This window comes from Kaistella soli (assembly GCF_019038595.1).
GTDB lineage: Bacteria > Bacteroidota > Bacteroidia > Flavobacteriales > Weeksellaceae > Kaistella > Kaistella soli.
This window is the reverse complement of sequence record NZ_JAHOPF010000005.1, coordinates 74,215-99,678: the sequence shown is the minus strand read 5'-3', so window position 1 is coordinate 99,678 and position 25,464 is coordinate 74,215. Positions and strand designations below refer to the sequence as shown.

The following is a 25,464-nucleotide window of genomic DNA, read 5'->3' as shown; positions in this document are numbered from 1 at the left end:
TTAAATTTTATGTAGTGTTTCTTCGATATTCTTTATATTTTTATTTAAGAGAGATTTATAGATTTCAAATCTCTCGAGGATCTTTTCATCATTGCTTTTCCGGAACTCATTCAGCTGATCCAGAATAGAGATTTCCCGTTTCATCTTGTCGATAATTGCCGTAAAACGGATTTGCATGTAATTCTCATTGATCATGAAAAACCTTTTCCGCTCATTAATTTTATTAAAATCTACAATTAAATTGGCATTCAGTAGTAAATTAAGATTAGAAGAAACCGAGCTTTTACTGGCCGAGAACACCTCTACGAATTCTTCGAAACAGATGCCGTTTCTCTCGAAATCGAAAATAAGGTAAGCGTAGATTTTAGCAGAAAGCGGCGGAAGATTCAGAGTTTCCCCATAAAACTTCACCATTTCACGGAAGATTTCCCTGTTAATTTCGATGGTTGAATTCATTATTCCGCAAATATAAAACTTAGTTCGGAACAAAACGAACCAATGAATTGTTTTAACAGTTTTTTAGCATTCAAGGCTGGCTGTATAATGATTATTTAATATCTGAAAAGAAATTAAAGATGGAAAAAAGATTTATTTCATTAATTTTGTTCCATGGATTTACGAGATCAACTGAAAAATCTTTTCCCTGAACATGAAGAACAGGATTTTAAGATGCCCGAAGAAAAATTTGTGCAGAAAGAACCTCTGGTATGCAAATTTGAAAAAAAGGGAAGAAACGGTAAACCCGTAACTTTAATCGAGGGCTTTGAAGGAAGCGATGATGATCTTAAAACCATTTCGAAAAAAATAAAAACAACACTCGGTATCGGAGGTTCCGAAAAGGACGGAGTGATTGTAATTCAGGGAGATAACCGCGACAAAATCATGAAGATTCTTCAGGAAATGGGTTATAAAACCAAACGCGTGGGAGGATAAGGTTATTTAAATTTTATCAGAACAAAAAATCTTCTTACCTTTAATACCCTTTTTTAAAGGTTTTTTTAATTCAAAAACAAAAAATAATATGCTGAATAAATTAGCGGCTTCCGAGTTGGTGCTAAATCCCGACGGAAGTGTTTATCACCTCAATCTTCTACCTGAAGATCTTGCAGAAAAAATAATTTTAGTTGGTGACCCAGACAGAGTACCAAAAGTTTCAAAGTATTTCGACACCATCGAGATCAGGAAAAACAAAAGAGAATTTTACACTCACACCGGAACTTTGCGCGGCGAAAGAATTACCGTAATGTCTACAGGAATCGGTACCGAAAATATTGATATCGTGATGAACGAGCTGGATGCTTTGGTGAATATCGATTTGAAGGAAAAAGAGTTCAAGACGGATCATAAATCTCTTCAGATGTTCAGAATGGGAACTTGCGGAAGTGTAAATCCGGACGTAGAAGTGGATAATATGCTGGTTACCCAGAATGTAGTAGGTCTGGACGGGTTGCTTCATTTTTATCAGGATTATCAGTTTGAAAATGAATTTTCGAAAAACTTTTTAGATAAATTCCCTTACGAGAAAATAAAACCGATGCTTTATTTTTCGGATTGGGCAGAAGATATTTCCGAACTGTATAAAGACGCAAAATACCACGGAAATACCGCAACTTTCCCGGGATTCTACGCTCCCCAAGGGAGACAGCTGCGTTTGAAAGCATTGGACGATCAGTTTCTGGAAACTTTAAATGATCTTGGAGTAACCAATTTCGAAATGGAAACTTCGGCAATTTATGGTCTTGCAAAACTTTTAGGACATAAAGCACTCACAGTAAACTGCGTTATTGCCAACAGAAGACGCGGAGAATTTTCAGCCGACCACCACAGTTCAGAGAAAAATATGATCGAGTGGGTTTTGGAAAGAATTATAAAATAATCCGTTCATAGAATGAATATGAAAATGTATCAATAGTTTTACGGTTGATACATTTTTTTTATTTGCTCTTTTAGATTTGCCGCGTATGGCAGTTGATTACATGATCATTCACCATCCCAGTTGCCTGCATGTGTGCATAAACTACGGTAGAACCCAGAAACTTGAAGCCGCGTTTCTTAAAATCTTTAGCAAGCTGATCAGAAATTTCGGTGGTTGCGGGAACTTCCTTTAATTCTTTAAACTGATTATCGATGGGTTTTCCGCCCACAAAGTTCCAGATGTAAGCTGAAAAACTCCCGAATTCCTTCTGAACTTCCATGAATTTTTTCGCGTTATTTACGGTCGCTAAAATCTTCAGCCGGTTTCGGATAATTCCTATATTCTGCATGAGTTCTTCTACCTTTTCCTCTGAATATCCGGCAATTTTCTGATAATCAAAATTATCAAATGCAAGCTGGAAATTCTCCCGCTTTTTGAGAATAGTATACCATGAAAGGCCGGCCTGAAAACTTTCAAGCACCAAAAACTCAAAAATAGTTTTGTCATCGTACACAGGTTTCCCCCATTCCTCATCGTGGTATTTTCTGTAAAGATCATTTTTTTCGCACCAGCCGCAACGTATTTTTACCATATTCAAATATACTTTCAAAAAAGTTAAGTGAGATTAGCTTTATTTAAATTTTTTAAATGCGCCCTATTACTCATAAAATTATTAGCAAAACTTTATAACTTATTTAACATAAAGTTAAATGTTTTGGGAATAGTTGTTGCAACTTACTGAATATCAAATTAAATTTTTCACCAAATCATTAATTAATAAAAACAGTATTATGGACAGACAAGATTATAACAAAGCAGAAAATGCCGTAGACAAGGCAAAATGGACTGTAAACGATTATGCTGACCGAGCTAAAGATTACATCCGTGAGCAGCGCGACAGAAACGAAACGCCAACAGCAGAAGGATGGACAGAGAGAGCCAAAGATAATGTATCCGATGCCTGGGAAGATACTAAAGACGCAGTTTCTGATGCATGGGAAAAAACCAAAGACTGGACCGAAGATGCATGGGAAAATACGAAAGATGCTGCTGACAACGTTGCCGATGCGGCAAAAGATACCGCTGAAGACGCCAAAGCGGAATGGAACAAGAGCACCAACTAATCATAATTTCATATAGTTAAGTGGGAGAACCAAGAAATTGGTTCTCTTTTTTTATGCAGTAAGCAATAAAAATTTTAAATTTGTGGAAAATAAAAACATTATTATGTCATACGGATTACTAAAAGGCAAAAAAGGAATAATTTTCGGTGCATTGAACGACCAGTCGATTGCATGGAAAGTTGCAGAAAGATGCCACGAAGAAGGTGCTGAATTTATTTTATCCAATGCCCCTATCGCAATGAGAATGGGAGAAATTGATGAACTTGCAAAAAAAACAGGATCAGATATCATTCCGGCAGATGCAACTTCAGTAGAAGATTTGGAAAAACTTTTTGCACATGCTGAACAGAAATTCGGTAAAATCGATTTTATTCTTCACTCCATCGGTATGTCAGTAAACATCAGAAAAGGAAAAGCTTATACGGATCTTAATTATGATTTCCTTGAAAAAGGATGGGATGTTTCCTCCGTTTCCTTCCATAAAGTAATGAAAGCTGCATGGGACAAACATATCATGAACGAATGGGGATCTATCCTCGCTTTAACCTATATCGCTGCACAAAGAACTTTCCCGAATTACGGTGACATGGCCGATAATAAATCTTATCTTGAAAGTATTGCAAGAAGTTTCGGATATTACTGGGGCGACAGAAAAGTGCGCGTAAACACGATTTCACAATCTCCTGTAATGACCAAAGCCGGGGCAGGCGTAAAAGGGATCAGCGGATTCTTTAACTTTGCGGACAGCATGTCTCCACTTGGAAATGCCGATGCGATGGATTGTGCAAACTATTGCGTAAGTCTTTTCTCAGATCTAACCAGAAAAGTAACGATGCAGAATTTATTCCACGACGGCGGTTTCAGCAACACGGGAGTTTCACAGAAAATCGTTGATAAATTTGAAGATTTATAAAATAAGCTTTAATCTTATTTAAATATCACCAAAAATTAAACAGCCCCCAAAAATATACTTTTTGGGGGCTGCTTATTAATGAGTCCTATTTAAAATCGGTATCTTAATAGGGAATCTTTTAGAAATTGACCTCATTAACTTCTTTTCCTCTTTGAAAATTCATTGTTTTCTGATTTCCTTTGTAAGCGATGTTTACTAAATTAAACTGTTTCGGGAAAGTGCTGAGCAAAATAGTATTTTTAATTCTTATTGAATTAATTTCGGTCACACCGCCGGTTTCAAAATAAACCCAGACAGATTCTCCGTTAACCTGGCTTCCTGTGAAAGTAAGGGTTTTGGGACTTCCGTTGACGTACAGATCAAAATTATTGTTCACATACTTCTTTACTTCCGCTTCAAACCCTGCTGTGTTCGGGTTGATTTTGATGGCGTCAGAAATATGCTGAGTATTCATTTTAGTCGTAAATTTCAGGGTCTTGCTTCCTTCCACATAATCTACTTTTGTCATCGATGAATAGAAGTCTGCTACAGCAAAACTCATCATTATCATCAGTACAAAAATTCCTCCTATATGTAAAAACTTTTTCATTTCTTTTATGTTTTGTTGTAATCTCAAATATGATGCCAATTAAAAGTTCACATTCACAGTGTATTTATCGTAAAATGCCTGAATATGAGCTACTGCGTCGTCAGCAGTATCCACAATGCGGTAAAGGCTCAAATCCTGCTCAGAAATCATTCCGTTTTCCAGTAAAGTTCCTTTAAACCAATCTAAAAGTCCGCTCCAGAATTTCGACCCTACCAGAACGATAGGAAATTTTCCGATTTTATTGGTTTGAATTAAAGTCATTGCTTCCATCAGTTCATCCATCGTCCCAAAGCCGCCCGGCATCACAATGAATCCCTGGGAATATTTTACAAACATTACTTTTCTGACGAAGAAGTAGTCAAAATCCATGCTGTAACCTTTGTCGATAAAAGGGTTGAAATGCTGTTCAAAAGGAAGTTCAATATTCAGTCCGATGGATTTGCCGCCGCCCTTATTTGCGCCTTTATTGCCGGCCTCCATGATTCCTGGACCGCCGCCGGTTATTACACCGAAACCGATTTCTGTAATTTTTTCGGCGATATCCACCGCCATCTGATAATACTCGCTTTCAGGAGCAAGTCTTGCCGAGCCGAAAATGGATACACACGGACCGATTTTCGCAAGCCTTTCATAGCCGTCAACAAATTCGGCCATGATTTTAAAAACCATCCAGCTGTCCTTAGAGATCGTCTCATCCCAGGTTTTTTCAGTGAAAGAACGCTGTACTTTCTGGTCGATTTCCAGTTCGTTTCCTGCCGCTGCTTTCGTGGTTCCTTTGCCTCTCGGTATTTTCTTCATTTAATCTTATTTAAATATTTTCTCGGCTTCCAGCACCGATTCCGGTCTTCCTACGTCGATAAGGATTCCCTGGTGCTCATAGCCATGAATCTGTTCGGTATGCATCAGATCCAGATATTCTTCCATAATCGAAAACTTTCCTGTCCTTTTTATTTTACTAAATATCTCAGGATTAATACAGTGTATTCCACTGAATGCTAATGGTTTGAATCCTTTGTTGAATTCCGCAAGCCGCTGTTCTCCGGTTTCTACATTCAGCCAGCCGCGAAGGATCATTTCGGAATTGAAAAGTAATTTTCTGGAACTTTTTCTATCCGATACAGCTAAAGTAGCAAAATCTTTCTTTTCCTTATGATATTTTACAAATGCGTTCAGATCAAGATCTGTAAGGATATCAGCATTCATAATGAGAAAGTCTTCTCCATGGTCCAGAAATCTTCTTGCAAAAACCAAGCCTCCGCCTGTTTCAAGAAGTTCATCGCGCTCGTCGGAGAACTCAATTTTAGCGCCGAAACAATCATTTCTTTTTAAAAAGTCAACAATCTGACCGCCAAAATGGTAAATATTTACTACAAAGTCATTGATTCCGAAGCTTTGAAGAAATTTTATATTTCTTTCCAGCAGCGGAACGCCATTCACCACCGCAAGTGCTTTTGGGTGATGATCCGTAAACGGTTTCAGTCTGGTGCCTTTTCCGGCTGCGAATATAAGTGCCTTCATTTTTATATAGGGTAACAGGTGATAAAGCGGAAATGATCAATTAAATATTACTCATTGCCAGTTATCCGCCGTTCAGTTGTGGTTGTTCGTCGTGATGGATGCTTACGTTGGTTTGAGGATATTTGTGACGGATAAATTCCGCCGTTTTTTCTGCTGAATATACTGAGCGGTGCTGGCCGCCGGTGCATCCGAAATTAATCTGAAGGTGTTCAAAACCTCTGCTCAAATAGTTGTCGATATTAATAGAAACGATGCTTTTCACCAGCTCTAAAAAATTCGGCATTTCAGTTTTGGTTTCCAGATAATCCTGGACACCAATGTCGCATCCGGTTTGCTGCTTGTATTCCTCAATTCTTCCCGGATTCAGGATTCCGCGGCAGTCGAAAGCAAAACCGCCTCCGTTACCGCTGCTGTCTTTTGGGATTCCGCCTTTCTTGTAGGAAAAGCTGTGTATTTCTATGGTAAGACTCATTTAATATTTTATTATTTTTATTTTTAACCATTAAGGAATTAAGGAAAATTAAGATTATTCTGATAGGGCTGTAAAATATTCGTTTACAAAAGGCTTCATCGATTTTATAATATTATCTGTAAAGAAATTAATTAATAAACCCTGTGGTTTTTCGAGTATTTTCATATATGTTAACAGTTGTGCCTGATGAACTGGCTTAATCTCCTCAACGGTTTTTAACTCTACGACGACTAAGTCATTTACCAATAAATCAAGTTTTAATGGTGTTTCAATTAATAACCCATCGTACACAATGTTTGCAATTACCTGCTGTTTAACCGTATAACCATTTCTTTCCAATTCATATTTGAGACATGTTTCGTATATGCTTTCCAATAAACCGGGACCAAGATTTTTGTGAACTTTGATTGCTAAGCCTGCAATGTCATAAGACAATTGAGTTACTTGTTTTTTGGTGATTAACATTTTTTTAGTTCTTAATTATCTTAATTTCTTAATGGTTCAAAATCATTTTAATTTTATTCTGAATTGAATCCGATGTCAGGTCACCGATCACTTTTCTGAGTTCAGGAAAACTTTTCATCTCTTCCCAGGTATTTGAAAATTGGTATAGATTCTCGATTCCTAAGCTAAGGCTTGCTACAAAATGCGTCTTCTTCTGAATAAGTCCACGGAAACCGTATGCGCCCAAAACCTGCATGAAACGGATCAGCTGAAGTGGTTTTACCGAAAGCTTTAGTTTTTCAACGCTCTCTTCATCTTTCCAGAGGGAAAAGTAATAGTTCAGCATTTCCTCTTTGAAATCGGCGCTGAAATTTGCTTTTGCCTGAAAAAGAAAAGAGATAACATCATACATCAACGGTCCTTTCATTGCCGACTGATAATCGATAAAAAAGACTTCATCTTTTCCGTTAATCATTATATTTCTTGACTGAAAATCGCGGATCATCAGGCCTTTCGGTTCTGAATTTTCAAGTTTCTCGGTCAGTTTTTTAAATTCTTTCAATAAAGAAGATTTGTGATAAGGGATTTCCAAAATGTCAGCAATAAAATTCTTGAAGTAAAACAAATCATTACTGATTGGCAGTTCGTCATAACTTTCGTATTCGAAAGTTTTCGAATAATCAATTTTGTGATCTGTTTTGGATTGGAGTTCAAAAAGTTTTTGGAGAGTTTGCTTTACCAAAGACTGTACTCTTTCGGAAAGTCCTTCTTTTTGAATGATTTCTGATAAAGTATTCTCTCCTAAAAATTCCTGAATATATAATTTACGGTCTTCAGAGATTTTGAAAATTTTCGGAATATTGAGATCTAATTCGGAAAAAACCTGTGAGAAATAGAAAAAACTTTCATTTTCCGGAATATTCTTGTTGAAAGTGATGATGTATTTTTCTCTGGAACTGTTGCCGACAAAATTCTGTCTCGCGGAACCGCTTTGCGCTAAAGAATAAAAATCCTTTGGTTTTTCGCCAATAAATTCGCTGAAAAAAAGTTTTGCGTTTTCCATACTCATACTTTTACAAATATAAGAAAATAGAACTTTTTAAAACATTATATTTGCAATATGTTCAATGATTTCAAGCCTGTTCTGAAAATTCTTTTACGTTTTATCATCATTTATGTGGTGTTGGTTTTTGCCTATCAGTTTTATTTAAATCAGTACCAGAATTCAGGTTTGGATCCCGTTTCAAGATGGGTATCTGATCAGGCGGCTTTTTTACAGAATCTCTTTGGTTATCCGTCCCAGATGGTTCCGGGAAAACCTGAACAGGAAACTTCCTGGTTTTACGTGAGCGGAAGATTTGTTTCGCGCATGGTGGAAGGCTGCAACGCAATATCGGTGATGATCCTTTTTCTTGCATTTATTTTCGCTTTTTATCAGGGAATCAAAACTTTTGTTTTTGTAGGCTTAGGATTATTATTCCTTCACGTTATCAATGTGTTAAGGATCGCGGGATTGAACGTAGTTTTGGTAGAACTGCCGAAATATTCAAAAATAGGACACGATTATTTTTTTCCGGCAATTATCTACGGAAGTGTTGTGCTGCTTTGGATCGTCTGGATTAAATTTTTCGCAACAAAAGAAACCGCGCATGAAAATTCTTAACTGGATTATTGTAATTTTAGGAGTTCTTGGATTAATTGGCGTCCGGATATCGGAAGACAAAATTTTTTACGATCCTTTTCTTGAATATTTTCATTTCGCGAACAAAGATGCTCAGTTCCCGGATTTTGAATGGTTTAAACTGATATTAAATCATCTGTTCAGATTCTCTCTCAACTTAATTTTGTCGGCGCTTATTGTTCATTTTATATTTAAAAACACAAAATGGACAGTTCAGGCAGTTGTTTTAATGCTGATCGTTTTTGCAGTAACCTTCCCGCTTTATCTTTATGCGGTGAGCACAAAATTCGAAATTGGCTATCTTTTTTCCTTTTACATGCGGAGATTTGTGATTCAGCCGTTGATTTTACTTCTGATTATACCTTTGTTTTATTACAGAAAGCAGGCGGTCAAAGTTTAAGGCTGTGTGTTTACATCATGTTTCTGTTCCTGAGAAATATTGTCGGCATCCCATTCAATTTTTTTTACGAAAGCGTGCTGTCTCACCGGACATTCCCAAAGTTCGCAAATTTCGCATGAAAACGGCTTGCAGTCGTCCAGATGAAAATTAAATTCAATCATTCTGTCGGAGTTTGCGGCGATTAATTTATATGCTTCCTCCATTTCCTCATGTGCTTTCCGTAGTTCGTAATACCATGGAAGTGTTAAATGGGCATCGATATGAAGTCCGCTTCCGTGCTGCTGGATTCTCGTGTTGTGAAGATCGATCCAGTCGGGTTTTCTGTTTTCATTCATTATTTTTGCAAGTCTGGTCAGCATTTCTAAATCTGCTTCATCCATGATGCCGCTCAGTGCTTTCCGTATTATTTTGTAACCGACAATCATTATGTAACCGCCGAAAATCAGAGCAACGGCAGCATCAATCCAGTATAAATGCGTAAAATATACAAGGACTAAACTCAACACAACACCTAAAGTGGTAAAGGTATCACTCTGCAGATGTTTCCCGGAACTTTGCAGCACCAGTGAATTCTGCTGAATCCCTTTTTTCACCGAGATGTAACCCATCAGATAATTGATTCCGGCTGTTACGGCAACAATAAGGATTCCCCAATCCAATTTTTTAGGGACGTTACCGTGCAAAAGGGAATCAACCGCCTGAACGATGATAATAATCCCTGCAAAAATAATAAGAGCGCCTTCAACCCCTGAAGTCACAAATTCAACTTTTCCGTGCCCGTAAGGATGCTCTACATCTTTCGGTTTTGCTGCGAGGTAAAGCGAATAAAGCCCCATAAAAGCAGCAATGATGTTCACAATACTTTCCATCGCATCAGAAAATACCGCATCGGAATTGGTAAGATGCCACGCTACAAGTTTTCCGAGGAAAAGCACAATTCCGATAATTGCAACGGTTTTCTGAAAAGCAAAATTGCTTTTGGGTGAATTCAGATGTTCTGACATGTTGTTTGATTCAGTTAATTCAAAATGTTTGAGGCTTCTAATAAATAAAAAATGCTCAGTTTTCTGAGCATTTTATTTAGACTAATTTGTTTTCTACGAGATATTCTGCGATCTGTACCGCATTGGTTGCGGCACCTTTCCGGAGGTTATCGGCGACGATCCACATATTCAGTGTATTCGGTTGGGACTTGTCTCTGCGGATTCTTCCGACAAAAACTTCATCTTTACCTTCAGAATAAAGCGGCATTGGGTAAATTTTGTTTGTAACATCATCCAACACTGTTACGCCTGATGTTTCCGATAATATTTTGCGCACTTCATCCAGATCGAATTCATTTTCGAATTCGATGTTTACGCTTTCTGAATGTCCTCCCTGAACGGGAACGCGGACTGCAGTAGCAGTAAGATTGAAACTGTCATCGCCCATAATTTTTTTAGGCTCAGTCATCAGTTTCAGTTCCTCCTTGGTGTAATCGTCATCGGCAAAAACGTCGCAGTGGGGAAGTGCATTTTTGAAGATTTCGTAAGGATATGCCATTTCCACCCCGTCATTACCGTTGATTTCAGCATTAAGCTGATCTACCGCCTTTTTTCCTGTTCCGGTAACCGACTGGTAAGTAGAAACTACAACTCTCTTCAGATCATATTTAAGATTTAAAGGATGTAAAACCATTACCAGCTGAATGGTAGAACAGTTCGGGTTGGCAATAATTTTATCTTCTTTGGTAAGAATATTGGCGTTGATTTCGGGAACGACTAATCTTTTATCCGCTGCCATTCTCCATGTTGAAGAGTTGTCGATCACTGTAGTTCCGGCTTCTGCAAACTTTGGTGCAAATTCCAGTGAAGTTGCGCCGCCAGCGGAAAATAAAGCGATTTCGGGCTTCATATCAATCGCGGTCTGCATGGATACGATCGTATATTCGTTTCCTTTAAAACTGATTTTTTTTCCGACCGATTTTTCCGAAGCAACAGGTATTAATTCTGTTACGGGGAAGTTTCTTTCTTCCAAAACTTTTAACATCACCTGGCCTACCATTCCGGTGGCGCCAACAAGTGCTACTTTCATTTTTTAATAAGAATTAATATGATAAATTATGCGAAAAGTCTGTGCCACTGAAATGCCCAAAGCATTAATGCCAGCGCAACAACAGCGATAATTACCCAGCTCATCTGCAGTTTATCATTTGTTTTGAATTTTTTATTGAGGATGGTCAACAATACTGCTGCAACAATCATCGCGAAAGGATGTTCTACGTAAGTGTTTCTGGAAACAGAATCTTTCATTAAAGTTCCAGCTTCTTTCGCTGCTTTAAAACCGGGAGAGAAAAAGAACAGCATGATCAATCCGATCAAAGCCTGTGTGTGAAAGAAAATCATGGTGAAAAGGGTAGATTTTCTCAGGAGTTTCGAAATTTTACCTGAATATCCAAACATGGTAATTAATAGTGCCACGACAAAAACTGCAGTTGCCAGTAAGATTAAATAAGCAAAACCACGGTGTGCCTGAAGCATAATGTTGAAATCCATAATGATAATTTTAAGTTAGGTGCAAAGATAAAAAAAATCCCGACTAGAAGCCGGGATTTGAAGTATATAAATCAGTTGATTTTAGAATCTGTAAGAAAGACTTGCAGACCATGTTCTACCGAAACCGAAGTAAACCTGGTTGGCGATATCAATGCCCTTATAAGTAATTCCTTTTGCGTTGGAATCTCCTTCGAAAATAGAAGATTTACCGTCAGAGATGTAATACGTATCAAGTAAGTTATATACGTTTCCTGTTAATACCAGTTTTTGGTTGTTATTAAGGCTGAATGTATAAGATAAACCTGCATCAAACAAATTATAACTTGGTAATTCTAAAGCTCCTTTGCTGTTTGCAGAAGATGCTTTCGTAATATCAAATACTGCAAAGTATTTGTCATAGTAGTTCCAGTTACCGAATACTTTGAATGCTTTTACCGGAGTAACTGTGAATCCTAATGATGCAGTAGTTTGCGCAGCATCAGAAACTTTGATTTTGTCTACATATAATGTTCTGGAAGATGCACCATCCTGAGGAGTAAACGCATTGTTGTTTTCATCAAATAAACTTCCCTGCGCATTTCCTTTATAATGCCAGTCTCCCATTGAGAACATTCCAGTGAATTCTAAGATATCCAATGGTTTGTAGTTTAATTCAAGTTCTGCTCCCATGTGAATCTCAGTTACACCTTCGATATTCGCATAGATGTTTCTTGTATCCACACCAGCCTGATCTTTCATTTGAAGTCCTGTGATTCTGGTGAATCTGTCTTTCCATGAAGTATAGTACAAGTTCAGATTTCCTCTAAATTTGGAGTTTCTAAATCCGTAACCCAATTCTGCTGAACCAATTTTCTCGTTCTTTAAGTTTGGATTAAGAACCTGCTGTGAATTGGGATATACTGCATAGTTTAAAGGCTGTTTAGAATAGTAACCAGCATTAACAAAAACGTTGTGGTTTTCATCGATGTTATAGTTTACCCCTCCTTTTGCATTGTATCCGGAAAGATATTTAAATCCTGTTTTTGTATTAACAACCTGTCCCTGCTGTTTTGTAACGCCATCAACGATCCAGTTGTCAATTCTCTGGAATCCTTGCTCAGAGAATGAACCCTGTAGGAAAGCAGATAAGTTATCATTCGAATATTCTACCTGACCGAAAGCACCTAGCCACATTACTTCGCCATCATAATTTCTACTTGCAATCTGAGTTTTGTCTTTAATTGCTGCAGCAAATGGGTTAGCAGAAGGAACTGCGTTGTAAGCTTGTGTTACAGTATAGTAAGGTTTTTGGTTGTTGTCGTTTGTTTCTCGGTATTGAGAATTTCCCCAGAAATCGGTAATAATACCCGGGTGATATCCGTAATAATATCTACCGTCCAAACCTGCTGAGAAATTCCAGTTTTGGTTAATTTTATGCTGGAAGTTGGTTAAGAAACCATACCAGTCATGAGAATTTACGTGTGCTCTTTTTACAAGACCGTTGGTTCTGGTAGCAATACCTGGAGTAGCATTTACTTTATTAATGCCTGTTCCTGGAGCTACTGACGGATTCCAAACTACTGCATTCCCCTGGTTCCAGCTTACGATATCATCAAATCTGATTAGCCCATCTGCAGTTTTCGGCAAACTGTTAATGCTTGTTCCGTTAATGCTTCCTAAAACACCGGTACCTCCACCACGGCCCCAAGAACCGTAAAGTACTGATGATAATTTAGATTTTTCAGACATTGTCCAGTCCCAGTTTAATGACATTACTGGCTTGCTGTAATAATTTACAGATTGTGACATTTCCTCACCGTTCAGATATCCCCAGTTAGAGTTATATCTTCTGTTAGGTTTGTCAGCAGATCCATATTTTTGTAGAGTTTCAATAGTACTTTGAAAGTTCTGCATGTGCCATTGTGGCGCTCCTGTGAAGGTGAACTGGAAATCATGTTTTTCGTTCGGTTTATATCCTAAAGCGAAATAGTAGTTGTAAGCTTCGAACTGTGACCCGTCAACATAAGTGTTTCCTGCAGTTCTGGACATTAGGAAAGATGTGGCCCATCCTTTGTCGCTTTTACCAGTATTGTATGAGAATAAAGTTTTTAAATAACCGTCATTACCTAATCCTAAGGTAACATTTCCTTCTTTTTTTTTGTCAGCAGCTCTGGTTAAAACGTTAATAGTACCTCCGACAGAAGCAATCGCTAATTTTGAAGAACCTAATCCTCTCTGTACCTGCATTGCAGAAGTTACATCAGAAAGCCCTGCCCAGTTTGACCAATACACAGTACCGCCTTCCATATCATTCACGGGTACACCGTTGATCATTACTGCAGTGTTGCTGGTATCAAAACCTCTGATATTTACACGTCCGTCACCAAAACCACCGCCACCTTTGGTTGCGTAAATTGATGGTGTAGATTTCAAAATTTCCGGAAACTCTTGGTTCCCCAGTCTTTCAACAATCTGTGCTTCTTTAATTGTAGAAACCGCTACCGGTGTTTTTCTGTCTTTCGCGATGTCAGCAACACCGGTTAAAACAACCTGTTCAATGTCTTTTTCTCTGCTTACTGTGTCTTTTGCAGTTTGTGCGTAATAAACACTAGCTGTAGATAGTGTGATAACTACCGTAAGCATCGATTTTTTCAAAGGTTTGAAATTCATTTCTTTTTATTAAAAATTAAATTAGATTTTTATGGCGCAAAAATATGATAAAATATATTAACAATGATTAACAAATTGTTAATTTTTAAAAAATGCCGTATTCAAGGCGCAAAGTGCTGATAAATAACCGCTTGAATGCCATTATTTAAGGGAGATTAGCCAGAAAAATTAATATAAATGATCGCGTGATTAACGCCAAAAAGTATAAATTATGCAGAAAATATGATCGCTTAATTTGCAGCTTTTAAACTCAAATCGATGTTGTCAGCAGAATGGGTTAATGCTCCGGCCGAGATAAAATCTACGCCGGTCTGAGCGATTTTTTGGAGCATATCTCTCGTAACACCACCGGAGGCTTCAGTTTCACATTTTCCGTTGATGAGTTTTACCGCTTTTTGCATTGTTTGAAGATCCATATTGTCGAGCATGATACGGTCTGCCCCGGATTTTATGGCTTCTTCCACTTCGGCAAGATCCCTGGTCTCCACTTCAATTTTTAATGGTTTCTTAAGCGTTTTTATGTAATCTTTTGCCATTTTTACGGCGTTGGTGATGCTTCCATTGTAATCAATATGATTGTCTTTCAGCATGATCATGTCATACAAACCGTAACGGTGATTGGTTCCGCCACCAATTGCTACAGCCCATTTTTCACAGATGCGGAAATTGGGTGTTGTTTTTCTGGTATCGAGAAGTTTGGTTTTTGTTCCCAATAACCTTGAATCCCAGTCATGGGTTAAGGTGGCAATTCCACTCATCCGCTGCATACAGTTCAGAACCAGTCTTTCTGTGGAAAGGATGGATCTTGCACTTCCAGTGACGTAAAAAGCAATATCGCCTGCCTTTGCAGATTCACCGTCTTTGATGAAAACTTCCATTTTCAGGTTCTTGTCGAACTGTTTGAAAATCATTTCTGCCATTTCCACTCCTGCGAGAATGCAGTTTTCCTTTACCAAAAGTTTAGCTTTTTGCTGCAGATCTTTTGGGATAGTCGCCAGGGTAGAGTGGTCGCCCTCACGGATGTCCTCCTCCAGTGCGTTTTTGATAAATGTTTTCAGAGCGTCTTTTGTGATATAGGAAGGTTTTTTCATTTTAAATATGTTTTCAGTGACGGTTAATCATTGATGGTTAAAGGTTTTGTAGCAAGGTCTTTATTATAGAAAGAGCCTTTGTTTTCTTTCATCTGAATGGAATGCTTAATAATAAGATACGAAACATTTACAAGGTTTCTGAGTTCCGAAAGCTGGGGAGAAAGGATGGAGTAGTTGTAAAGTTCAACGACTGCTTCGTAGATTTCGCGCTGTTTTCTTTTTGCAATCTGAAGTCGTTCATTGCTTCTTACGATGCTTACCAAATCGCTCATCATTTCCTGAAGCTGTCTTCTCAGGTAGCTTACGATAACCATTTCATCCATCATTCTCATGCCTTCTTCATTCCAATCGGGAACTGCCTGTAAATCTTCAAAATTGAAATCATTTTTCTGCAGAAGTTCCATGGTTTTAAGGGCCGCTTTATGACCGAAAACCAAACCTTCAAGCAAAGAATTGGAAGCCAGGCGGTTTGCGCCATGAAGCCCAGAGTTGGTGCATTCGCCCACGGCAAAAAGATTTTTGATGGAACTCTGTCCGTCCATGTCGATCACAATTCCGCCCATGAGATAGTGACATGCAGGAACCACAGGGATTAACTGCTTAAAAGGATCAATTCCTTCGTCGATGCATTTCTGATAAATATTGGGGAAATGTTCGGTAAATTTTTCTCGGTTCATTTCCCGGCAGTCAAGTCCAACATAATCGTCGCCGGAAATTTTCAGTTCGTTATCAATAGCGCGTGCAACAATATCCCGGGAAGCCAGTTCTTCACGCTCGTCATATTTGTGCATGAATTTGCTGCCGTTTTTAAGCCGAAGTTTTGCGCCGTCGCCACGTACTGCTTCAGAAATCAGGAACAGCATACCGTCTCTTTTCGAGTACAAAGCGGTCGGGTGAAACTGATAATACTGCATGTTCGAAACTTTGCCGCGCGCACGGTGTACGAAAGCAATACCGTCACCGGTTGCAATCACCGGATTGGTGGTGTTTTTGTAAACATGGCCGGCGCCGCCTGTAGCAACAAGCGTAATTTTAGCCGTAATTTTCTTTATTTTTTTATTCTTTTCGTCCAGGACATAAGCACCGTAACATGAGATGTCGTCGGTATTTAGTTCCTTGCCCGGAACATGATGCTGCGTAATCAAATCGATAACATAATGATGCGCGAGCATCTCAATATTTGAAGATTTGTTGATGGTTTCAAGCAGTGCGCGTTCAATTTCGGCACCCGTAATGTCTTTGTGATGAACAATCCTGTTTTCGGTATGTCCGCCTTCACGCCCGAGTTTGAAATCGCCGTCATTTTCCGTGTCGAAATGTGTCCCCCAGTTTACGAGTTCCTGAAATCTCGCCGGACCTTCCCTGATCACCATTTCCACGACATCCCTTTTGTTTTCGCCATCTCCGGCTCTCATTGTGTCATCAATGTGTTTCTGGAAATTGTCGTTATCAAAATCAGTCACTACGGCGAGGCCGCCCTGTGCATATTTGGTGTTGCTTTCGTCCTCATCGGCTTTGGTAACGATGATGATTTTTGCATCAGGCATTTTTTCTGATATTTTTATCGCGTAAGAAAGGCCGGAAATCCCGGAACCGATTACGAGAACGTCTGCTCTGCTCATAAGGTTTATAAAAATTTAAAGAGTTTATCATCTGGTTTGCGCACTTTCTTCAGATGCTGAAAATGGTCGTCCTCTGCTCTGTAACCCAAGGCTAAAGTGACTGCAGCGGTTTCCGTGTCTTTATCAAGCCCTAAAACGTCTTCTATTATTTTGTGATCAAAACCTTCCATCGGACTTGCATCCACTTTTTCCAAAGCAGCAGCGAAAATAAGCTGTCCCAGAACAATATATGCCTGTTTCTGATTCCAGTGAAGCAACTCGTCTTCAGACACAGAATTTAAAAACTGATCGATGTTTTTACGGAAAAGATCAAGGCTTTCGAGGGGAATTTCACGCACTTCTGCAATATGTTTAAAATAGCCGTCCACATATTTTTCTTCCATTGTTTTTTTTGAAACAATGACGATAAGATGTGAGCAGGTAGTAATCTGTGACGGGTTTCTGAAAGCGGGAATGAGTTTTTCTTTCATTTCTTCAGACTCCACCACATAAATTTTATAGGGCTGAAGGCCGAGAGAACTTGCTGAAAGCTTGCCGGCTTCCAATATATTTTTTAAAATTTCGGGGGAAACTTTCTTCTCTTTATTAAATTTTTTCACAGAATATCGCTTCTGCAGAGATTCAATGTAATTCATTAAACAAAGATAAAGAATTTTGCTTCGTGAGGGAGTGCTGAAGTGAATTTCCTTTCGAGTGAATTTCAAATTATTCATCCTCAAAATTCCGCTCCCGAACTCCATGCTATAGCTTCCGAAATGCTTTTTTAGAGTGTAATACACCGTCGAACGGGTTGTATAGTTATAATTTTCTGTCCCGAGCTCAAAGTTTCGGGTTGTCAACCCCAAAATTCCCTTTCTCAACCCCGAGTGTGGGGTTCAGGAAAGAAACAAAGGATTAATTTAATGCTTCAATGGGGTTAAAGACGTTAACGGTCTCTAAAAAAGACCGCCTTCTCTCAGTTTTTCGAAATATTCGTCGGTTTCCAGCGGGGAAGACTGGGCAGCTTTCACGGCGAGCTGGTCACAGATTTCGTTTTCGGGATGCCCGGCGTGGCCTTTGATCCAATGGAAAGTTGTTTTATTGGCATTCAGTAACGGAACCATACGTCGCCACAAATCGGGATTTTTTACATTTTTAAATCCTTTTTTAATCCACCCGAAAATCCATTTCTGGTTGATAGCATCAGAAACGTATTTGCTGTCGGTATAAATATGGATGTCGTTTTCCGTGGATTTCAGTTTTTCCAACGCGGTGATAACGGCCAGCAATTCCATGCGGTTATTTGTCGTCAGGCGGAATCCTTTTGAATACTGTTTTTCGTAATTCTTTTCAGGAACTTTCATAACGATTCCATAACCTCCTTTTCCGGGATTCCCGCTGCAGGCACCGTCGGTAAAAATTTCTATTCTAAGACTCATTTTCTAGAACTCGAATTCGTCATCATCATCCAGGTCATTCATGGAAGAGCCTGAAAGATTCTGGGTGCTGGGTAAATCAAAAGCTGCACCCGGATCGATGGTGGCTTTTATTTTTTCAAAACCGCTCGGTACCTCCTGCTGTCCGAAATTGGAAGGTTGGTAACCATAGCTGTTTCCGAATAAATCGAGGTCGGCAAATTTTGCAATATTTTTATGGAAAGACATTCTAACGTCCGCAGTTGCCCCGTTACGGTGCTTGGCGATGATGAGCTCTGCCTGGTTTTCTGTGGACGACTCAGCACCGTCTTCATCATTGTCCCAGGTGGTAATTTTATAATATTCGGGACGGAAAATAAAGGAAACGATATCGGCATCCTGCTCAATCGCTCCGGATTCCCGAAGGTCGGAAAGCATCGGTCTTTTTCCCGGACGTGTTTCCACACTTCTTGAAAGCTGGGAAAGTGCAATCACCGGGACGTTAAGTTCTTTTGCGATCGCTTTTAAGGAACGGGAAATCGTTGCAATTTCCTGCTCCCTGTTTCCTGCTCCGCCTTTCCCGGAATTGGCAGTCATCAGCTGAAGGTAATCAACCATGATGATTTTCACGCCGTGCTGCATCACGAGTCTTCGGCATTTTGCGCGGAAATCGAATACGGAAAGAGAGGGAGTTTCATCGATATATAAAGGAGCATTTTCCAATGCTGATACGTTGGAGAAGAGTCTTTGCCACTCTTCATCGCTCATCTGGCCTTTTCTGAGTTTCTCTGAAGAAATGCCTGTTTCGGAGGCAATCATTCTGGTAATCAGCTGTACAGATGCCATCTCCAGAGAGAATAATGCCATTGGAACGTTGTGTTCCACCGCAATATTTCGTGCCATTGAAAGAAGGAAGGCGGTTTTACCCATTGCCGGACGTGCTGCAATAATAATTAAATCTGAATTTTGCCAGCCTCCGGTTTCTTTGTCAATATCTCTGAAGCCTGACGGAATTCCTGAAATTCCTTCTTTGTCTTTTAAGGATTTGATGGTTTCGATCGCTTGTTTTACCAAAGTATTTGCGGTATCAAAACCTTTTTTGATGGTTCCGTTGGTGATTTCAAAAAATGACTGTTCTGCTTTGTCAAGCAGTTCGAAAACGTCGGTAGATTCTTTGTAAGAACTGTCGATAACGTTTGCGGAAACATTAATTAAACTTCTTAGAATAAATTTTTCTAAAATGACACGTACGTGATATTCGATATGGGCACTTGATGAAACGCCCATGGTTAAATCAATGATATAATGATCACCTCCTGCAAAACCTAGTCTGTCGGTTTTTTTAAGTTCCTGAATTACGGTCATCAAATCTACAGGATGGTTTCCTTCAAAAAGTTTGAGGATGGCTTTAAAGATTTCCTGGTGTCTGGGATCGTAGAATACATCAGCGGTAAGGAGATCGATAGAGTAATCGAGTCCTTTTTTATCGATAAGGAATGTTCCTATTACCAGTTTTTCAAAATCTACTGCATTTGGCGGCATTTTACCGTCTGAAATGGAGAGTTCTTTGGCGAAATTTCCGTGAATAAGTGATGATAAAGATTCCTTCTGTGTCATTTTACAAAGATAGTTTTTTTAAAAAGCTTAAAAAATATATTAATCAACATTCATTATTTATTACTTAATAACGTATTGAGGATTAGGTTATTATTCTGTTGGTAAGTTGGCCTGAGAAGAACCGCCCGTTATCCCAGCCCGGATTGAAATGTAAATCCTTTTTTTAGCAGTGGTTTTGCAGCGGCCAAAAAAGATTGCAATGGAAAGCCGGTAACCGCTTCGAAAGAGAAAATTACTTTCCTGCTCCTAAAAAAATCAATACTGCATTTTTCTAAGTTTCGGAACGGTACTTCCTACCAATAAAGCGATTAAAACCGTCATGGTTCCTCCGAAAATCACAGACCGTACCACGCCAAGCAATTTAGCGGCAACGCCACTTTCGAACTGTCCCATTTCGTTGCTCGACATAATGAAGATGGAGTTTACGCTAAGCACTCTTCCGCGGATATAATCCGGAGTTTTCAGCTGTACGATGGTGCCGCGGATAACGACGGAAATTCCGTCCAGCATTCCGCTGCAGACCAAAAGGAAGAATGAAAGCCAGTATAATTTTGAGAGTCCGAAGCCAATAATGCACAGCCCGAAACCTGCCACGGCGACAAGTAATATTTTGCCCTGATTTTTTCTCAGCGGAACGAATGCCAGAAATGCGATGATGCACATGGAACCGATGTCTGAAGCAGCATTGAGCAAACCGAAGCCCTCTGATCCGACTTTCAGAATGTCGGTCGCAAAAACCGGGATCATGGCAACTGCGCCACCAAACAGCACCGCAAACATATCGAGACACAGCGCCCCTAGAATTTCTTTGGTTTTGTAAATATAGGCGATTCCTTCGCGCATGCTTTGTACAACGCCAATTTCTCTTTCGGTGTTTTCGGAAGGATGTTCTTTGAGCAGCCAGAAGAAAAGAGAGGAGAAAATCATTAATGCGACAACGACCAAAATGGTTCCGGAAATATCAATCCAGTGAATGAGAAATCCGCCTAAAGCATGACCAACAACTGAGGCGGTAAGAAAAGTCCCCTGGTTGAGCGTGATCGCATTCGGAAGTATTTCTTTGGAAACGATTTTCGGAATCATCGACGGAATAATAGGGCCTAAGAACGCGCGGCAAAATCCCGTAAAGAAAATCACCATGTAAATAAAATAGGAGATTTCTTTATTGCTGAAATGCAGTAACCGGTCACCAAAAAATGCAGGAATAATCAATAAACTTATTAAAACAACATAAGCGTAATTGCAGATTAAGAGCAGTTTTTTCTTTTCCGAATTATCAATGACGTGTCCCGCGTACAGCGCTGTGGAAACCGCAGGAATTACTTCCGACAAACCTATTAAGCCTATTGCGAACGGATCTTTCGTCAGTTGATAAATCCACCAGCCCATTAATGTTGCCAACATTCTGAAAGACAGCACCAGAAAAAAACGGCCGGTCATTAAGTTTCGGAATTCAGGAATTTTCAGGGTTTGAATGGGGGTGAGTGAAATCATTCTGCAAATGTAATTTTTAAGCGCTAATCTGCATGAAGGAATTAAAAATTAATTTAAAAATTTATCTTTGACGTATGAACTGGATTATTCTCATCATTGCCGGGCTTTTCGAAACCGGTTTTGCCACTTGTCTCGGAAAGGCTCAGGAAACCACAGGACGCGAAAGTTATTTCTGGTGGAGCGGATTCGTGATCGCGCTTTTCGTCAGCATGTTTTTAATGTATAAAGCAATTTCTTTAGGAAACAATCCCATTCCTATCGGTACTGCTTATGCAGTCTGGACAGGGATTGGAGCTGTTGGAGGTGTCCTGGCAGGGATTTTTATTTTTAATGAACCTGCCACATTCTGGCGGATGTTTTTTGTTTTTACTTTGATTGCTTCTGTAATTGGTTTGAAAGTGGTTTCTAGCTGAACATTTTGACATAAAAAAAGCCTGCCGAAGCAGACTTTAAAATAATTCAGTTTAAACTATTTTTTAATAATTTTTGAAGTTTCAATAACCTCGTTTCCTGAATAAATCTTAACGATATACACCGCTTTAGGTAGTTTTTCTACATTAATAGAGGTTTCCGCAGAACTAAGTAGCAGTTTTCCGTTAAGGTCGAAAATTTCGGTTTTAGTAATTGTGTTTTTCTTGTTTGCTTTTAAGTTGATCACATTTACCGCAGGATTCGGATAGATAGAAACGTTTCTAAGATTAGAGTAAATTTCTGTAGTCCCCAATGTGCTTTCTCCTGTAATGGTAAAGGCCAAACCCTCGAAAGTTTCGCCGAGTAAACTGGAAATCGTGGACCAATTGGTTGCTCCGGCCTCAAATAAGTCAGCTTCATCAATCAATACAGGTTCGGAAAGATTGCCGTTTCCAAGAGACCAGTAAAATGTCTCGTCCGGATCCATTCCATATTCATCAAAGAGATCCACTTTAGGCGCAAAAGCCACCCAATATTTCTTATTGGCCGCAAGTGTTAAGTCATTTCCTAATGCTTTAGTAACGTCCACTTCAAAAACAAATTCGAACGGGTTTCCGTTACCTGCGACGTTCGCAGCAGTGTTGTTTTCGTCTATATTGATTACTGCTACTGCGGTACTGATATCACTCGGTTTACCGGCCGGTTTGCCATTGTTGTCATCGAAGATATACATTTTTGTCCCCAGATAGTAGTCAGGTAAATCATCGTAAGACTGCGTGCCGTAAAACACAAATTTATCCACCTTAGTTGCTTCCGAAACCTGGAAATCGTCCGCTGCAATAATCTGGTTATTGTCCTGATCTACCATGGAAATAATTCCGTTATCGAAATCCGGAGTCTGATTGAATTTGATTTCACTTGCCTTTAAATTTGACACAAAAGGTTTGTGATTTTGATTTTTGCTTTGTCTGTTGAAGCTTTTTTTGGCCTGCGCATTTGAGAAGGTTATTGCTAACACTGCTCCTAAAACATAAAGTTTGTTCATATTGTATAATAATTTCCTGCTAATATACCGTTTTTTCAGGGTTTTTCCTAATTGCGGGCTTTAGCAGCTTCAAGGAAACCCCCTATTTTTCTGTCATTTGCAAGCCTCGGGATTTTGTTTTGTCCGCCAAGTTTTCCTTCAGATCTTGCGTAATCCTGAAAGGCATTTTTTCTTAGTTTGCTAATAATGAGAGGCTGCAGAATATTTCCTGAGATTAAATCATCATAGTAGGTATTGCGTTTCCGCATCTCATCATCCAGATTCTTTCTGAAACTTTCCAGATCTGCAGGTTCTTTTTCAAACTCAATAAACCATTCATGATAAGGGAGCCCTTCGGCAGGATTTACTTGTGGAGCAAGGTGAAATTCGGTAATCTGTGCAGGAAATTTCTCAACGGTGGCTTTCATGGCTTCTTCCACTTCAAAGGCAATAACGTGTTCTCCAAAAGCAGAGGTGAAATGTTTTGTTCTTCCGGAAACCACGATCCTGTAAGGGCTTTTTGAAATAAATCTTAAAACATCTCCAATCGAATATGCCCAAAGTCCGGAATTTGTGGTTAAAATCAGCGCATAATCTTTATGCAGTTCAATGTCTTTTAAAGTGAGTCTTTTTGCTTCCGGTTTCCCGTATTCCTCCAGCGGAACGAATTCGTAAAAAATTCCGTGGTTGGTTAAAAGCAATAAGCCTTCGTTCTGATAATCATCCTGAAACGCAAAAAAACCTTCACTCGCAGGAAAAGTCTGGATGGTGTCCACCGGTTTTCCCAGAAGTTCGTTCATTTTTTCGCGGTAAGGTTCATAGTTGACGCCGCCTGTGATGATGAGCTGAAGATTAGGAAAAAGCTCGGTAATTTTCTTTCCGTTTCTTTCGATCAGTTTTTCAAAATACATGATCAGCCAGGGCGGAATTCCCGAAATTAAGGTCATGTTTTGCTTTTCGGTTTCCTTTACAATTTCATCCACTTTAGTTTCCCAGTCTTCGATGAGGTTGGTTTTTTCACTTGGTAAACGGTTTTTCTGCAGATAATTCGGGATGTGATGGGCGACAATTCCGGAAAGTCTGCCGGTTTTTATCCCGTTGATTTCTTCCAGTTCGGGACTTCCCTGAAGGAAAATCATTTTCCCTGAAACGAAATCTGAATTATTTTTCTGACTGATATAATGGAAGATCGCGCTTTGTGCTGCAGCAAGCTGATAAGGCATTCCTTCTTTTGAAATCGGGATGTATTTTGAGCCGGAAGTGGTGCCGGAAGTTTTTGCAAAATATTCCGGAGTTTCGGTCCAGAGAATACTTCGCTGGCCTTTTTTTACTCTTTCAATATAAGGTTTTAAATCCTCATAGTCGGCAATTTTTACTTGATTCTGAAAATCCTGAACATTTTTTATAGTTTCGAACTGATGCTCTCGTCCAAACAACGTTTTTTCTGCAGTTTTTACCAGAGAAAGCAAGAGTTTTTCCTGATCTTCAACGGCGTTCTGCTTAAAGTTTTCGGTTTCTTTAACGTGCTTTTTTGCCCAGACTAACGCAATTTTTTTCTTAATGAAATTTAACATGAAGCAAATTTAGAAGTTTTTAGAAACAAAGTCTCAAACCTAAAGAGAAATTTAACAGCGTTGCTTTGGAATAATATTTTTGAATTTCGGGATCGTTCATTTCCGTAAAGGTGCTCATGAAATAAAATCTGGGTCCAGCAACAAGAACAAGGCTTTTGTTTTTGGTGACGCTGTAAAGTGCTTTTCCGCCGAGGAAAAAGGTGTTGCCGCCTTCGGTAAATTTCTCAATCCTGTAATTGGAATAGCTTTTCAGCTGTGAAAATCCGCCGCCGATATTACCTTCAAAACTCAGTTTTTGATTCACATCATACCGGTAAAGTGCATAAATATCAAATAGGGTAAGCTGCGGACTGTGCAGATCGCCAAACACAGAAACGTCTGAAACATCTGAATAGCCTTTGTTAAATTCGATTCCCAAACCAAAGTTTTTATAAAAAGTCCCGGTAAAGCCTGCCCCAAATCCGGTAAAGGTTTTGGTTCCGTCCGCGACGAAATTATTGCCGATTCCTGTGAAAGAATTCCCTTTAAGCTCAAAAGCAAATCTGTCTGAATCCTGCGAAAAGCAAAGGCTGGGTATCAGGATAAATAAAAGTAAAATATTTATCATGGTTTGAGCTGTATTTGCGGAAATCTAAAAGCGGTATTTTTTGCGGGAATGATTATGGATAAGGAATCGTACGCAAGTTTGCACTCCGGATCACTGGAGGTGAAAGAAATAATTTTGCGGTTTAGAACCAATGTTTTTTCCTGTGTAGTTCCCGGACCGCCAAGTTTGAAATTCCCCTGCGCATCAGTTTTGGTTTCAGATATTAAAATGTCTTCTGCGTAAAGCTTCACCGGAATGTTTGCGCCTGTGGATGAACTGATTTTTCCTTCAGCGAAAATTCTGGAATTACTCACATATTCCGGTTGACAGCCATTGGGCGCCAACAGAAAAGTAATCGGCAAAATGGCGGATAAAATAAAGCGGTTTGTCATATTATGTTTTTAGAAAGACT

The 25,464-nt window shown here is 39.2% G+C and carries 29 protein-coding genes; 7 read left to right on the top strand and 22 right to left on the bottom strand.

What is annotated here, in order from left to right:
* Positions 1 to 456 (bottom strand): transcriptional regulator, encoded by a 456-nt coding sequence (locus KSK37_RS10870; protein ID WP_088359276.1) that lies wholly within the window; start codon positions 454 to 456, stop codon positions 1 to 3.
* Between the two features lie 153 nt (positions 457 to 609).
* Here KSK37_RS10870 and KSK37_RS10865 point away from each other — a divergent pair, with 153 nt between their 5' ends.
* Together KSK37_RS10865 and KSK37_RS10860 are read left to right on the top strand one after the other, a co-directional pair.
* On the top strand, positions 610 to 933 hold the full coding sequence (locus KSK37_RS10865; RefSeq protein WP_088359277.1) for a translation initiation factor: 324 nt from the start codon (positions 610 to 612) through the stop codon (positions 931 to 933).
* 88 nt (positions 934 to 1,021) lie between these two features.
* Complete coding sequence (locus KSK37_RS10860; protein ID WP_217201500.1) at positions 1,022 to 1,876, top strand: nucleoside phosphorylase; 855 nt, start codon at positions 1,022 to 1,024, stop codon at positions 1,874 to 1,876.
* A gap of 70 nt (positions 1,877 to 1,946) precedes the next feature.
* Here the strand turns inward: KSK37_RS10860 and KSK37_RS10855 are convergent, their stop codons facing one another.
* Positions 1,947 to 2,507: a DNA-3-methyladenine glycosylase I gene (locus KSK37_RS10855; protein WP_217201498.1), complete on the bottom strand. Its 561-nt coding sequence runs from the start codon at positions 2,505 to 2,507 to the stop codon at positions 1,947 to 1,949.
* Between the two features lie 199 nt (positions 2,508 to 2,706).
* On the opposite strand from KSK37_RS10855, the gene KSK37_RS10850 reads away from it, so the two are divergent.
* Positions 2,707 to 3,039 carry a hypothetical protein gene (locus KSK37_RS10850; RefSeq protein ID WP_088359280.1) on the top strand — a complete coding sequence of 111 codons (333 nt, stop codon included), beginning with the start codon at positions 2,707 to 2,709 and terminating at the stop codon, positions 3,037 to 3,039.
* 103 nt (positions 3,040 to 3,142) lie between these two features.
* A complete protein-coding gene (locus KSK37_RS10845; protein ID WP_217201496.1) occupies positions 3,143 to 3,952 on the top strand; it encodes an enoyl-ACP reductase FabI in 810 nt (269 codons plus the stop codon).
* A 118-nt stretch (positions 3,953 to 4,070) separates the two neighbouring features.
* Here the strand turns inward: KSK37_RS10845 and KSK37_RS10840 are convergent, their stop codons facing one another.
* From KSK37_RS10840 to KSK37_RS10815, 6 genes are all read right to left on the bottom strand, one after another.
* Positions 4,071 to 4,541, bottom strand: coding sequence for a DUF6702 family protein (locus KSK37_RS10840; RefSeq protein WP_088359281.1), 471 nt, complete (start codon positions 4,539 to 4,541; stop codon positions 4,071 to 4,073).
* 39 nt (positions 4,542 to 4,580) lie between these two features.
* Positions 4,581 to 5,339, bottom strand: a complete 759-nt coding sequence (locus KSK37_RS10835; RefSeq protein ID WP_088359282.1) for an LOG family protein — start codon at positions 5,337 to 5,339, stop codon at positions 4,581 to 4,583.
* Between the two features lie 6 nt (positions 5,340 to 5,345).
* Complete coding sequence (locus KSK37_RS10830) at positions 5,346 to 6,059, bottom strand: nucleotidyltransferase family protein (RefSeq protein ID WP_217201494.1); 714 nt, start codon at positions 6,057 to 6,059, stop codon at positions 5,346 to 5,348.
* Between the two features lie 61 nt (positions 6,060 to 6,120).
* Positions 6,121 to 6,531 (bottom strand): RapZ C-terminal domain-containing protein, encoded by a 411-nt coding sequence (locus KSK37_RS10825; RefSeq protein WP_088359284.1) that lies wholly within the window; start codon positions 6,529 to 6,531, stop codon positions 6,121 to 6,123.
* A gap of 54 nt (positions 6,532 to 6,585) precedes the next feature.
* Positions 6,586 to 6,996 (bottom strand): GxxExxY protein, encoded by a 411-nt coding sequence (locus KSK37_RS10820; RefSeq protein WP_217201492.1) that lies wholly within the window; start codon positions 6,994 to 6,996, stop codon positions 6,586 to 6,588.
* A 28-nt stretch (positions 6,997 to 7,024) separates the two neighbouring features.
* Positions 7,025 to 8,044 carry an aminoglycoside phosphotransferase family protein gene (locus KSK37_RS10815; RefSeq protein WP_217201490.1) on the bottom strand — a complete coding sequence of 340 codons (1,020 nt, stop codon included), beginning with the start codon at positions 8,042 to 8,044 and terminating at the stop codon, positions 7,025 to 7,027.
* A 51-nt stretch (positions 8,045 to 8,095) separates the two neighbouring features.
* On the opposite strand from KSK37_RS10815, the gene xrtF reads away from it, so the two are divergent.
* Positions 8,096 to 8,638, top strand: coding sequence for an exosortase family protein XrtF (gene xrtF / locus KSK37_RS10810; protein WP_217201488.1), 543 nt, complete (start codon positions 8,096 to 8,098; stop codon positions 8,636 to 8,638).
* A complete protein-coding gene (locus KSK37_RS10805) occupies positions 8,625 to 9,056 on the top strand; it encodes an exosortase F system-associated membrane protein (RefSeq protein ID WP_217201486.1) in 432 nt (143 codons plus the stop codon). Before xrtF ends, KSK37_RS10805 begins: the two co-directional genes overlap by 14 nt.
* On the opposite strand, the gene KSK37_RS10800 is transcribed toward KSK37_RS10805, so the two are convergent.
* From KSK37_RS10800 to KSK37_RS10755, 10 genes are all read right to left on the bottom strand, one after another.
* Positions 9,053 to 10,060, bottom strand: coding sequence for a cation diffusion facilitator family transporter (locus KSK37_RS10800; protein WP_217201484.1), 1,008 nt, complete (start codon positions 10,058 to 10,060; stop codon positions 9,053 to 9,055). The genes KSK37_RS10805 and KSK37_RS10800 overlap by 4 nt on opposite strands.
* Before the next feature lie 76 nt (positions 10,061 to 10,136).
* Positions 10,137 to 11,129: an aspartate-semialdehyde dehydrogenase gene (locus KSK37_RS10795; RefSeq protein WP_217201482.1), complete on the bottom strand. Its 993-nt coding sequence runs from the start codon at positions 11,127 to 11,129 to the stop codon at positions 10,137 to 10,139.
* 26 nt (positions 11,130 to 11,155) lie between these two features.
* Positions 11,156 to 11,590 (bottom strand): hypothetical protein, encoded by a 435-nt coding sequence (locus KSK37_RS10790; RefSeq protein ID WP_217201480.1) that lies wholly within the window; start codon positions 11,588 to 11,590, stop codon positions 11,156 to 11,158.
* A gap of 81 nt (positions 11,591 to 11,671) precedes the next feature.
* Positions 11,672 to 14,239, bottom strand: coding sequence for a TonB-dependent receptor (locus tag KSK37_RS10785; protein WP_217201478.1), 2,568 nt, complete (start codon positions 14,237 to 14,239; stop codon positions 11,672 to 11,674).
* Positions 14,240 to 14,469: 230 nt separating this feature from the next.
* Positions 14,470 to 15,330 carry a carboxylating nicotinate-nucleotide diphosphorylase gene (gene nadC / locus KSK37_RS10780; protein WP_088359291.1) on the bottom strand — a complete coding sequence of 287 codons (861 nt, stop codon included), beginning with the start codon at positions 15,328 to 15,330 and terminating at the stop codon, positions 14,470 to 14,472.
* Between the two features lie 23 nt (positions 15,331 to 15,353).
* Positions 15,354 to 16,952, bottom strand: coding sequence for an L-aspartate oxidase (gene nadB / locus KSK37_RS10775; RefSeq protein WP_088359292.1), 1,599 nt, complete (start codon positions 16,950 to 16,952; stop codon positions 15,354 to 15,356).
* Positions 16,953 to 16,957: 5 nt separating this feature from the next.
* Positions 16,958 to 17,587, bottom strand: coding sequence for an NAD(P)H-dependent oxidoreductase (locus KSK37_RS10770; RefSeq protein WP_217201475.1), 630 nt, complete (start codon positions 17,585 to 17,587; stop codon positions 16,958 to 16,960).
* A gap of 300 nt (positions 17,588 to 17,887) precedes the next feature.
* On the bottom strand, positions 17,888 to 18,370 hold the full coding sequence (gene rnhA / locus KSK37_RS10765; protein ID WP_217201473.1) for a ribonuclease HI: 483 nt from the start codon (positions 18,368 to 18,370) through the stop codon (positions 17,888 to 17,890).
* A 3-nt stretch (positions 18,371 to 18,373) separates the two neighbouring features.
* Positions 18,374 to 19,963 carry a replicative DNA helicase gene (gene dnaB, locus KSK37_RS10760; RefSeq protein WP_217201471.1) on the bottom strand — a complete coding sequence of 530 codons (1,590 nt, stop codon included), beginning with the start codon at positions 19,961 to 19,963 and terminating at the stop codon, positions 18,374 to 18,376.
* Positions 19,964 to 20,218: 255 nt separating this feature from the next.
* Positions 20,219 to 21,457, bottom strand: coding sequence for an MFS transporter (locus KSK37_RS10755; protein ID WP_217201469.1), 1,239 nt, complete (start codon positions 21,455 to 21,457; stop codon positions 20,219 to 20,221).
* Between the two features lie 74 nt (positions 21,458 to 21,531).
* On the opposite strand from KSK37_RS10755, the gene KSK37_RS10750 reads away from it, so the two are divergent.
* Positions 21,532 to 21,870 (top strand): DMT family transporter, encoded by a 339-nt coding sequence (locus tag KSK37_RS10750; RefSeq protein WP_217201467.1) that lies wholly within the window; start codon positions 21,532 to 21,534, stop codon positions 21,868 to 21,870.
* 56 nt (positions 21,871 to 21,926) lie between these two features.
* Here the strand turns inward: KSK37_RS10750 and KSK37_RS10745 are convergent, their stop codons facing one another.
* The 4 genes from KSK37_RS10745 to KSK37_RS10730 are packed head-to-tail and all read right to left on the bottom strand — an operon-like array spanning position 21,927 to position 25,444.
* Positions 21,927 to 22,913, bottom strand: coding sequence for a T9SS type A sorting domain-containing protein (locus KSK37_RS10745; protein ID WP_217201465.1), 987 nt, complete (start codon positions 22,911 to 22,913; stop codon positions 21,927 to 21,929).
* 47 nt (positions 22,914 to 22,960) lie between these two features.
* Positions 22,961 to 24,466, bottom strand: a complete 1,506-nt coding sequence (locus tag KSK37_RS10740) for a GH3 auxin-responsive promoter family protein (protein WP_217201463.1) — start codon at positions 24,464 to 24,466, stop codon at positions 22,961 to 22,963.
* 19 nt (positions 24,467 to 24,485) lie between these two features.
* Complete coding sequence (locus KSK37_RS10735) at positions 24,486 to 25,073, bottom strand: hypothetical protein (protein ID WP_217201460.1); 588 nt, start codon at positions 25,071 to 25,073, stop codon at positions 24,486 to 24,488.
* The gene (locus tag KSK37_RS10730; protein ID WP_088359300.1) at positions 25,070 to 25,444 is read right to left on the bottom strand and encodes a transthyretin-like family protein; all 375 of its coding nucleotides are present in this window, start codon (positions 25,442 to 25,444) and stop codon (positions 25,070 to 25,072) included. Before KSK37_RS10730 ends, KSK37_RS10735 begins: the two co-directional genes overlap by 4 nt.
* Between the last annotated feature and the right edge of the window lie 20 nt (positions 25,445 to 25,464).

What these genes read in the sequence shown, in the direction of transcription:
- KSK37_RS10830 (WP_217201494.1), bottom strand. Translation starts at nt 6,059, where the DNA reads ATGAAGGCACTTATATTCGCAGCCGGAAAAGGCACCAGACTGAAACCG.
- dnaB (WP_217201471.1), bottom strand. Translation starts at nt 19,963, where the DNA reads ATGACACAGAAGGAATCTTTATCATCACTTATTCACGGAAATTTCGCC.
- KSK37_RS10840 (WP_088359281.1), bottom strand. Translation starts at nt 4,541, where the DNA reads ATGAAAAAGTTTTTACATATAGGAGGAATTTTTGTACTGATGATAATG.
- KSK37_RS10870 (WP_088359276.1), bottom strand. Translation starts at nt 456, where the DNA reads ATGAATTCAACCATCGAAATTAACAGGGAAATCTTCCGTGAAATGGTG.
- KSK37_RS10860 (WP_217201500.1), top strand. Translation starts at nt 1,022, where the DNA reads ATGCTGAATAAATTAGCGGCTTCCGAGTTGGTGCTAAATCCCGACGGA.
- KSK37_RS10805 (WP_217201486.1), top strand. Translation starts at nt 8,625, where the DNA reads ATGAAAATTCTTAACTGGATTATTGTAATTTTAGGAGTTCTTGGATTA.
- KSK37_RS10755 (WP_217201469.1), bottom strand. Translation starts at nt 21,457, where the DNA reads ATGATTTCACTCACCCCCATTCAAACCCTGAAAATTCCTGAATTCCGA.
- KSK37_RS10730 (WP_088359300.1), bottom strand. Translation starts at nt 25,444, where the DNA reads ATGACAAACCGCTTTATTTTATCCGCCATTTTGCCGATTACTTTTCTG.
- xrtF (WP_217201488.1), top strand. Translation starts at nt 8,096, where the DNA reads ATGTTCAATGATTTCAAGCCTGTTCTGAAAATTCTTTTACGTTTTATC.
- KSK37_RS10785 (WP_217201478.1), bottom strand. Translation starts at nt 14,239, where the DNA reads ATGAATTTCAAACCTTTGAAAAAATCGATGCTTACGGTAGTTATCACA.
- KSK37_RS10815 (WP_217201490.1), bottom strand. Translation starts at nt 8,044, where the DNA reads ATGAGTATGGAAAACGCAAAACTTTTTTTCAGCGAATTTATTGGCGAA.
- KSK37_RS10790 (WP_217201480.1), bottom strand. Translation starts at nt 11,590, where the DNA reads ATGGATTTCAACATTATGCTTCAGGCACACCGTGGTTTTGCTTATTTA.
- nadB (WP_088359292.1), bottom strand. Translation starts at nt 16,952, where the DNA reads ATGAGCAGAGCAGACGTTCTCGTAATCGGTTCCGGGATTTCCGGCCTT.
- KSK37_RS10795 (WP_217201482.1), bottom strand. Translation starts at nt 11,129, where the DNA reads ATGAAAGTAGCACTTGTTGGCGCCACCGGAATGGTAGGCCAGGTGATG.
- KSK37_RS10850 (WP_088359280.1), top strand. Translation starts at nt 2,707, where the DNA reads ATGGACAGACAAGATTATAACAAAGCAGAAAATGCCGTAGACAAGGCA.
- KSK37_RS10855 (WP_217201498.1), bottom strand. Translation starts at nt 2,507, where the DNA reads ATGGTAAAAATACGTTGCGGCTGGTGCGAAAAAAATGATCTTTACAGA.
- KSK37_RS10845 (WP_217201496.1), top strand. Translation starts at nt 3,143, where the DNA reads ATGTCATACGGATTACTAAAAGGCAAAAAAGGAATAATTTTCGGTGCA.
- KSK37_RS10770 (WP_217201475.1), bottom strand. Translation starts at nt 17,587, where the DNA reads ATGAATTACATTGAATCTCTGCAGAAGCGATATTCTGTGAAAAAATTT.
- KSK37_RS10825 (WP_088359284.1), bottom strand. Translation starts at nt 6,531, where the DNA reads ATGAGTCTTACCATAGAAATACACAGCTTTTCCTACAAGAAAGGCGGA.
- KSK37_RS10865 (WP_088359277.1), top strand. Translation starts at nt 610, where the DNA reads ATGGATTTACGAGATCAACTGAAAAATCTTTTCCCTGAACATGAAGAA.
- KSK37_RS10820 (WP_217201492.1), bottom strand. Translation starts at nt 6,996, where the DNA reads ATGTTAATCACCAAAAAACAAGTAACTCAATTGTCTTATGACATTGCA.
- rnhA (WP_217201473.1), bottom strand. Translation starts at nt 18,370, where the DNA reads ATGAGTCTTAGAATAGAAATTTTTACCGACGGTGCCTGCAGCGGGAAT.
- KSK37_RS10735 (WP_217201460.1), bottom strand. Translation starts at nt 25,073, where the DNA reads ATGATAAATATTTTACTTTTATTTATCCTGATACCCAGCCTTTGCTTT.
- nadC (WP_088359291.1), bottom strand. Translation starts at nt 15,330, where the DNA reads ATGAAAAAACCTTCCTATATCACAAAAGACGCTCTGAAAACATTTATC.
- KSK37_RS10835 (WP_088359282.1), bottom strand. Translation starts at nt 5,339, where the DNA reads ATGAAGAAAATACCGAGAGGCAAAGGAACCACGAAAGCAGCGGCAGGA.
- KSK37_RS10800 (WP_217201484.1), bottom strand. Translation starts at nt 10,060, where the DNA reads ATGTCAGAACATCTGAATTCACCCAAAAGCAATTTTGCTTTTCAGAAA.
- KSK37_RS10745 (WP_217201465.1), bottom strand. Translation starts at nt 22,913, where the DNA reads ATGAACAAACTTTATGTTTTAGGAGCAGTGTTAGCAATAACCTTCTCA.
- KSK37_RS10750 (WP_217201467.1), top strand. Translation starts at nt 21,532, where the DNA reads ATGAACTGGATTATTCTCATCATTGCCGGGCTTTTCGAAACCGGTTTT.
- KSK37_RS10740 (WP_217201463.1), bottom strand. Translation starts at nt 24,466, where the DNA reads ATGTTAAATTTCATTAAGAAAAAAATTGCGTTAGTCTGGGCAAAAAAG.